6 protein-coding genes are annotated in these 8,685 nt (G+C 61.5%); 4 read left to right on the top strand and 2 right to left on the bottom strand.

What is annotated here, in order from left to right; all coding sequences use genetic code 11:
- Positions 1 to 56 precede the first annotated feature (56 nt).
- On the bottom strand, positions 57 to 1,337 hold the full coding sequence (locus tag RCH06_RS17470) for a Glu/Leu/Phe/Val family dehydrogenase (protein ID WP_327082742.1): 1,281 nt from the start codon (positions 1,335 to 1,337) through the stop codon (positions 57 to 59).
- Between the two features lie 216 nt (positions 1,338 to 1,553).
- Entirely contained in the window at positions 1,554 to 3,365 is a 1,812-nt protein-coding gene (locus RCH06_RS17465; protein ID WP_327082741.1) for an ABC transporter transmembrane domain-containing protein, read from the bottom strand.
- A 78-nt stretch (positions 3,366 to 3,443) separates the two neighbouring features.
- Here RCH06_RS17465 and RCH06_RS17460 point away from each other — a divergent pair, with 78 nt between their 5' ends.
- From RCH06_RS17460 to RCH06_RS17445, 4 genes are all read left to right on the top strand, one after another.
- Positions 3,444 to 3,956 carry a MarR family winged helix-turn-helix transcriptional regulator gene (locus RCH06_RS17460; protein WP_327082740.1) on the top strand — a complete coding sequence of 171 codons (513 nt, stop codon included), beginning with the start codon at positions 3,444 to 3,446 and terminating at the stop codon, positions 3,954 to 3,956.
- Between the two features lie 94 nt (positions 3,957 to 4,050).
- Positions 4,051 to 5,541, top strand: a complete 1,491-nt coding sequence (locus tag RCH06_RS17455; RefSeq protein ID WP_327082739.1) for an efflux transporter outer membrane subunit — start codon at positions 4,051 to 4,053, stop codon at positions 5,539 to 5,541.
- Between the two features lie 90 nt (positions 5,542 to 5,631).
- Positions 5,632 to 6,882: an HlyD family secretion protein gene (locus tag RCH06_RS17450; RefSeq protein WP_327082738.1), complete on the top strand. Its 1,251-nt coding sequence runs from the start codon at positions 5,632 to 5,634 to the stop codon at positions 6,880 to 6,882.
- Positions 6,883 to 6,962: 80 nt separating this feature from the next.
- A complete protein-coding gene (locus RCH06_RS17445) occupies positions 6,963 to 8,549 on the top strand; it encodes a DHA2 family efflux MFS transporter permease subunit (protein WP_327082737.1) in 1,587 nt (528 codons plus the stop codon).
- Positions 8,550 to 8,685: the final 136 nt, after the last annotated feature.

The raw sequence follows: 8,685 nt of genomic DNA, 5'->3' as shown, positions 1-8,685 counted from the left end.
TCCGGGTTAAGTGCACACCATCGTGGTGGGCAACTCCCCGGATACTGCCCGGCTCATCAACCCGGCGCAAGAATGGTGTTCGTCGGACGGTTACGGCTGACCTTCTTTTCCTGTGCGACTTGCCAGACACCCGCAAACGCGGTTTTCATGATTTTCACCAGACGGGCATTGATTTCGTCTTCGTCCCAGAAAAAGCTGGAAAAATCCTGCACCCATTCAAAGTAGCTGACCGTCACGCCGCCGGCGTTGGCAATCACGTCGGGCAACACCAGCACATTGCGTTCCTGCAAGATGTCGTCGGCAGCCGGCGTGGTTGGCCCGTTGGCGCCTTCGATGATCATGCGGGCCTTGATGCGGCCCGCGTTTTTTGCGGTGATCTGTTGCTCCAGCGCAGCTGGAATCATGATGTCGCAGTCCACGCCCCAGAACTCTTCATCGGCGATGACATCGGCATTGGCAAATCCGGCGACGCTTCCCGTGTTGGCCACGTGCTGCAGCAGTGCGGGAACGTCCAGCCCAGCGTCACTGAAAATCGTGCCGCCGTGGTCTTGCACCGCCACGATGCGTGCGCCTGTTTCGGCAAACAGCTTGCCGGCCACGCCGCCTACATTGCCAAAACCCTGCACCGCAACGCGGGCCGTGGCAATGTCCATACCGATATGCCGTGCCGCTTCCGTGCCCACCGTGAACACGCCGCGTCCGGTGGCTTCGCGCCGGCCCAACGAGCCGCCCAGGTCAACAGGTTTTCCGGTGACCACGCCGGTGGCGGTGGAGCCGGTGTTCATGGAATAGGTGTCCATCATCCAGGCCATGATCTGCTCGTTGGTGTTCACATCGGGCGCAGGAATGTCCTTGTTGGGGCCGATGATGATGCCGATTTCGCTGGTGTAGCGGCGCGTCATGCGTTCGAGTTCGCCCTGCGAGAGCTTTTTCGGGTCGACGCGAATGCCGCCTTTGGCACCGCCGTAAGGCACGTTGACCGCTGCGTTTTTCACCGACATCCAGGCCGACAGCGCCATGACTTCCGACAGTGTGACGTCCTGGTGAAAGCGCACACCACCTTTGCCGGGGCCGCGCGAAACGTTGTGCTGGACGCGGTAGCCTTCAAAATGCGCTATGGTGCCGTCGTCCATGTGAATGGGAACATCAACAATCAAAATGCGCTTGGGACGCTTGAGGGTTTCTGCCCAGCGCGCCAGATTGCCCAGGTGCGGGATGACCCGGTCAACCTGCTGCAGGTAGTTTCCCCAAGGGCCGAGATTGTCGGCCTGGAGATAAGAGGGTAAGGAAGAGGCGGGTGCAATCACGCTTTCGCCTGCGGCAACGGGGTTCGACATGGAATGTCCTTGGTTTAAAAAATGTAGGTAGCGCAGCTTAGTACCAGCGCGGCCCACTGTCCAAGACATTGTTTATTTTTAACTATGCAAAAAATGTATAGTTTTAATTTTTCGCATCCAGGCCGTTTAATGCAACGGCATGCTTGATCAGGCGCAGTGCTGGATTGCCGCGCTGCGCTCCTAACCCAGCTTTGGCGGGCTTGCGCCCTGTGGTGTTCAGGACAAGAGCTGAAGCGCAGCCAGTCGGGCATAGACCTGATTGGCGGCCATCAATTGCTCGTGGCTGCCTTGCTCCACGATGCGTCCGTGGTCAATCACCACGATGCGGTCGGCCTTTTGAATCGTCGCCAGGCGGTGCGCAATCACCAGCGTGGTGCGGCCTTTCATGGCTGATTCCAGCGCAGCTTGCACCATGCGTTCACTTTCGGCGTCCAGCGCGCTGGTGGCTTCGTCCAGCAGCAGCAGGGTCGAATTTTTCAGCATGGCGCGGGCAATGGCAATGCGCTGGCGCTGGCCGCCGGAAAGCCGAACGCCGCGTTCGCCCAGAAAGGTGTCATAGCCTTCGGGCAGCGCGGTGATGAATTCGTGCGCAAAGGCCGCTTGCGCCGCTGCCCGGACTTCGTCGTCGCTGGCTTGTGGTTTGCCGTAGCGGATATTTTCGAGTGCGCTGGTCGAGAAAATCACCGCGTCTTGCGGCACCAGGCCTATACGCCCGCGCAAGTCCTGCAGCGCCATGGCAGATGTCTGGACGCCGTCCAGCGCAATGCGGCCGGTCACCGGATCGTAAAACCGCAGCAGCAACTGGAATACTGTGCTCTTGCCCGCGCCGCTCGGGCCCACAAGGGCCACGGTTTCGCCGGGCGCCACATTCAGGCTGAAATCAATCAAGGCGGGCTGCGTTGGGCGGGACGGATAGTGAAACGTGACTGCTTCTAATTTAATAGCGCTTCCCGACCGTACTACCTGCGCAGGAACCGGATTTGACGGTGAAGACACGGGGGAATTGCTTTCCAGCAGCTCCATCAGCCGCTCGGTGGCACCGGCGGCGCGCAGCAGGTCGCCATAGACTTCGCCCAGCACCGCTGCCGCGCTGGCCAGAATAATCACATACACCACCGTCTCGCCCAGGTGGCCTGCCGAAATATCGCCGCGCATCACCGCCTGCGTGCCCTGGTACAGGCCCCACAGCAGCGCTGCCGACGTGGCAATGATGATGAACGCCACCAGCACCGAACGCGCTTTGGTGCGGCGAATGGCGGTGATGAAGGCGTCGGTGGTGGACCGGTCAAAGCGCGCCGCTTCGCGGTCTTCTGCGGTATAGCTTTGCACCACCGGAATGGCATTGAGCACTTCGGCTGCAATCGCGCTGGAGTCGGCCACCCGGTCCTGGCTGGCGCGTGACAGCTTACGCACACGCCGCCCGAACCATACCGACGGCGCGACGATCAGCACCAGCACGCCCAGCACCTGCACCATCAAATACGGGTTGGCATAGACCAGCATGATCAGCGCGCCAATACCCATGACTGCATTGCGCAGCCCCATGCTCAGCGACGAACCCACCACCGTTTGCACCAGTGTCGTGTCGCCGGTCAGGCGTGACAGCACTTCGCCGGTTTGTGTGGTTTCAAAAAACTCGGGGCTTTGCCGCACGACATGCGAATAAACCGCATTGCGCAAGTCCGCTGTGACCCGCTCGCCGAGCCAGCTGACGGTGTAAAACCGGCCGGCTGAAAACAACCCGAGTGCGGCGGCAACGCCAAACAGCTCCAGAAAGTGGTTGCGCAGCGCCAACAGTTTTTCGCCCTTGTCGGCCGCGCCCATGCCGCCGTCAATCAGGCCGCGCAACGCGAGCGGAAAAATCAGCGTGGCAACGGCGGCCATCACCAGGAAAAACACCGCCAGCGCAATGCGGCCCCAGTACGGGCGCAAAAAAGGCACCAGACCGGACAAAGAGCGCGGCGCCCCTTTGGCGGGCACTGAACCGGAGGCGGGAGAGGACGGGGAGAGCGCAGTTGAAGTGGCCATGCCGTGAGTTTAACGGTAAAGATTGCTTATGCAAAAGTAGCCTTGACAATGATTGCTTAAGCAAGTATTATTCGGGCCATGAATGCCAAGAACAACGACAAGCCGCCGGTAAATTTTTACCAAGTGGAAGGCTACAGCTCTGAAGACAGCGTGGGCCACATGATGCGCCGCATCATTTCATTGCTGGCGCAGGGCGTGACCCGAGAACTCGAACCGACCGGACTGACCAATGCCCAATGGGTGCCCATGCTCAAGCTCTACATAGGCTGCGCTTCGACAGCCGCCGAATTGGCGCGGCAGTGCGAGCTCGATGCAGGCTCCATGACGCGTTTGCTCGACCGACTGGAGGCCAAAGAACTGTGCCGGCGTACGCGTTCTGCCGATGACCGGCGCGTGGTCAATCTGGAGTTGACAGACGCTGGGCACTCGGCCGCCAAAGACATTCCCGGCGTGCTATGCAACGTGCAAAACGCGCTGCTGGCCGGTTTCTCGGAAGAGGAATGGGAAACTCTGAAAAGCTATCTGCGCCGCATGCTGGACACCGCACAAACACTGCAACTTCAAGTCTCGACAGAAAAAAATGAAACATAAAAATAGTGCGCCTTCGCCTCAAAGCAGTGCGCTGGCTTCCTCCCAAATGTTGCATGGGCAGCCGCTCCTGCCAGTTTGGTGCGCTTCGGTTCGCATGGCGCTGGTTTCCGTCGCGGGCGTGGTCGCCGCCGGCTTGATTGCCACCGGCATCAGTGGTTGCGCTGACATGTCGGGCATTGCGCCGCAAGCCAGCCTGCGCGATGCGCCGTCGCTGGGCCTGGCGACAGAATCGGCCCCCGTGACGGTGGCGACCGAATGGTGGCGTGATTTTGGCGACGAAACCCTCAACGGCCTGGTCGCCAAGGCGCTTGAAACCAGCCCGAACCTGAAACTCGCGCAAGCCCGGCTGGCACGCGCGCAGGCCGTGACCGAAGTAGCAAACGCCGCCACCTTGCCGCAACTCAATGGCCAGCTCGACCTGACGCGCCAGCGCTACACCGCCAACGGCGCGGTGCCGCCGCCCTTGGCAGGCTCCATCCGGGAAAGCGGAACGGCCCAGCTCAGCGCCAGCTGGGAACTGGACTTTTTTGGCAAAAACCGCGCGGCGCTGGATGCGGCCTTGGGCAGCGTCAATGCCGCCCAAGCCGATGCGCAGGCGGCCCGCGTGTTGCTGGCCAGCCAGGTCGCGCGCACTTATTTTCAGCTGGTGCGCCTGAACGAGGACGCCGGCGTGGCGCGCCGCACGCTGGCGCAGCGGCAAGAAACCCTGAAGCTGGTGCAAGACCGCGTCAATGCCGGTCTGGACACGCGGCTGGAATTGCGCCAGAGCGAAGGCGGCCTGCCCGAGGCGCGCCTGCAGCTGGAAGTGCTGCAAGAACAGATAGCGCTGACACGCAACGCGCTCAATGCGCTGATTGGGGGCTCAAACAGTGCCAATGCGCTTGTTCCATCAGCGCAATCAGCTATTAAATCAGTAGCGGTCACGCCGGTGATTCCTGCCGATTTGCTGGGTCGCCGGGCTGATATTGCGGCGGCGCGCTGGCGTGTGCAAGCTTCAAGCAGCGACGTGGCCAACGCCAAAACCCAGTTTTATCCGAACATCAACCTGGTCGCTTTTGCCGGTTTTTCCAGCATTGGGTTGGGCAGGTTGCTGGACTCGGGCAGTCAGCAATGGGGCGTTGGCCCGGCGCTGCGTCTGCCGATTTTTGATGCAGGCCGGCTGCGCGCCAACCTGCGCGGAAAAACCGCCGATCTGGATGCCGCCGTTGAAAGCTACAACGCCGCCGTGATTGACGCTGTGCGTGATGTGGCCGATCAGGTCGCGTCGTCCCAAGCCATTGTTCGCCAGCAGGCCGAGCAGCGTACAGCGCAAGACGCCGCAGAAGGCGCGTACAACATTGCCGTGCAGCGCTACAAGGCCGGGCTGGGCAATTACCTGAACGTGTTGACGGCTGAAACCAACGTGCTGGCCCAGCGCCGGCTGGCTGTCGATTTGAGGGGCCGCGCACTGGAGACGCAGGTGGCGCTGATGCGCGCGCTGGGTGGCGGCTACACGCCAGAGCAGAATCCAGCCGTGCAAGACACTACAAAAATAATAGCTGCCAGCGCCCGTCCAGTAAGCATAAGCGGCACATTCAAGCCATAAATCAGCCCAACAGGCGCGTCCGTCACCCCCACGACGCGCCCAGTGCTTGCGCAGGCAAGTCATCCCTCACAAAAACCGACCGCCCACACCATGAACGCACCGCAAGCTCCCGCCATCGAAGCCTCCGCAGCCGCCAAAGCCCCCGGCAATCCGAAACGCAAGAGAGCACTGACCGTGCTGGCCAGCGTCGTCGTGGTGGCCGGCTTGGGCTGGGCGACCTACGAATACCTCGTGGCCAGCCATTACGAATCGACCGACAACGCCTATGTGCAGGGCAATGTGATCCAGATCACGCCGCAAATTGGCGGCACCGTCATGGCCATCATGGCGGACGACACCGACTTTGTGAAAGCCGGCCAGCCGCTGGTGCAGCTTGACCCGGCCGATGCCAAAGTCGCGCTGGACCAGGCCGAAGCCGCACTCGCCCAGGCGGTGCGCCAGGTGCGCACGCTGTACGCTAACAACGGCTCACTGAACGCACAAATCGCGCTGCGCGACGCCGACGTTACCAAGGCCAACAGCGACATTGCACGGGCCGCCGACGACCTCAAGCGGCGTCAGTCACTGACCGGCAACGGCGCGGTATCGAAAGAAGAACTGAGCCACGCGCAGACGCAACTCGCCAACGCCCAAAGCGCGCTGTCTGCCGCAAAGGCCGGCGTTCTCGCTGCCCGCGAGCAGCTCAGCAGCAACCAAGCCTTGACTGATGGCACGGCCATCGACCAGCACCCCAGCGTGCTGGTCGCCGCCGCCAAGGTGCGCGAAGCTTTCCTGGCGTCGCAGCGCACGGCCCTGGTGGCGCCGGTCGATGGCTACGTGGCCAAACGCACGGTGCAGCTGGGCCAGCGGGTGGCGGCTGGCACACCGACGATGTCGGTCATTCCGCTCAAGCAGGTCTGGGTGGACGCCAACTTCAAGGAAGTGCAGCTGCGCAATATCCGCATCGGCCAGCCCGCCACGCTGGTGGCCGACGTGTATGGCAAGAAAGTCCCCTACACCGGCACCGTGACCGGCCTGGGCGTGGGAACCGGCGCGGCGTTCTCGCTGCTGCCGGCGCAAAACGCCACCGGCAACTGGATCAAGGTCGTGCAGCGCGTGCCGGTGCGCATCATGCTCGACGAAAAGCAGCTTGCCGAACATCCGCTGCGCATTGGCCTGTCGATGGATGTTGAAGTCGACATCACCCGCCAGGACGGCGCAACGCTGGCCGACGCGCCGCGCGATGCGCAGCAGGCGCATAGCCAGGTGTTCGCCCAGAAAAGCGATGCCGCCGACGAAGAGGTGCAACGCATCATTGCCGCCAACCTTGGAAAAAGGGCTGCCGCCACGGCGACGCGCTGACCGCTGCCCGGTTGTTTTGAGCTGCGGGCCCGGATGCCCGCAGACCCGTTGTTTGATCTTCCGCTTTCGTCAAGGCTTTCATGGCTACTGCCTCCATTTCCGCACCTGCCGCTATTCCTGAATACGTCCCGCCACCGCCCTTGACCGGCGCAGCCCGCGCCTGGGGCACGGTGGCGCTGTCGGCGGCCACCTTCATGAACGTGCTCGACTCGTCAATTGCCAACGTGTCGCTGCCCGCCATTGCGGGCGACCTGGGCGTCAGCCCCAACCAGGGCGTTTGGGTCATCACCAGCTTTGGCGTGGCCACGGCGATTGCCGTGCCGCTGACCGGCTGGCTATCGCAGCGCTTTGGCCAGGTGCGGCTATTTACGGGCAGCATCTTGCTGTTCGTGCTGTTTTCGTGGTTGTGCGGGCTGGCACCCAACATGCCAACGCTGATTCTTTTGCGTGTCATGCAGGGGCTGGTGGCCGGGCCGATGATTCCGCTGTCGCAGGCATTGCTGCTGTCGAGCTACCCGAAAGCGCTGGCCGGCACGGCGATGGCGTTCTGGTCCATGACCACCTTGATTGCGCCGGTCATGGGGCCGCTGCTGGGCGGCTGGATCACCGACAACATGTCGTGGCCGTGGATTTTCTACATCAACATTCCGGTCGGCTTTGGCGCAGCTTTCATCACCTGGACTATTTTTCGCCATCGTGAAAGTCAGATTCGCAAGCTGCCGATTGACTCTATCGGCCTGGCGCTGCTGGTGATCTGGGTCGGTTCGCTGCAGATCATGCTGGACAAGGGCCAGGAACTTGACTGGTTTCATTCCGGCGAGGTGATCGGGCTGGGTGTGGTGGCGGTGGTCGGCTTTATCGCTTTTCTGATCTGGGAGCTGACCGAAGAGCATCCGGTGGTGGACTTGTCGCTGTTCAAGCGGCGCAACTTCTGGGCCGGTGTGATTGCCGTGTCGGTCGGCTATGGTCTGTTTTTTGGCAATGTGGTGTTGTTGCCGCTGTGGCTGCAGCAATACATGGGCTACACCGCGACGCAAGCGGGCATGATTTTGGCACCGGTCGGGCTGTTTGCCATGATCTTGTCGCCGGTGGTGGGCAAGACGCTGCACAAGGTCGATCCGCGCCACTACGCTGCTTTTTCCTTCGTGGTGTTCACGCTGGTGCTGTGGCTGCGCTCGCGGTTCAATACGCAAGCTGACTTCGGCACCATCATGATTCCGACGATCATTCAGGGCATCGCGATGGCGTTTTTCTTCATTCCGCTGATGACCATCACACTGTCGAACTTGCCGTACGACAAGATTGCGGCGGCTTCGGGGCTGTCGAATTTTGTGCGTATCACGGCGGGCTCGTTCGGCACTTCGATTGCCACGACCTTGTGGCAAGACCGCGCCGCGATGCATCACGCGCAAATCAGCGAGTACGTCGGCCAGGGGAATCAAGCCGCCACCAGCGCGCTGTCTGGCTTGGCCAGCGCAGGCTTGAGCCCCCAGCAGGCACTGGCCAGCCTGAACCGGTTGGTCGATCAGCAGGCTTACATGCTGGCGGCCAACGACATTTTTTATGCGTCATCCTTGATGTTCCTGCTCTTGATTCCGCTGATTTACCTGACCCGCCGTCCCAGCACGGGCGAAGGCAGCAGCGATGCGGCAGCGGGCGCACACTGAGGCCCGTCTTTTTATGGTTTTAGGAATGAAACAGGCCTGTAGCGCATGGCGGACTCAAATCTGAAGTGCAACACCTTTATTCAACTAAGGTGTGAAGATGAAAAAACTCCAGCAGTATCAGCAACTTCAGCTGCAA

This window comes from Polaromonas sp. CG_9.5, from assembly GCF_035984465.1.
GTDB lineage: Bacteria > Pseudomonadota > Gammaproteobacteria > Burkholderiales > Burkholderiaceae_C > Polaromonas.
This window is presented reverse-complemented; position numbering and strand designations above follow the sequence as displayed.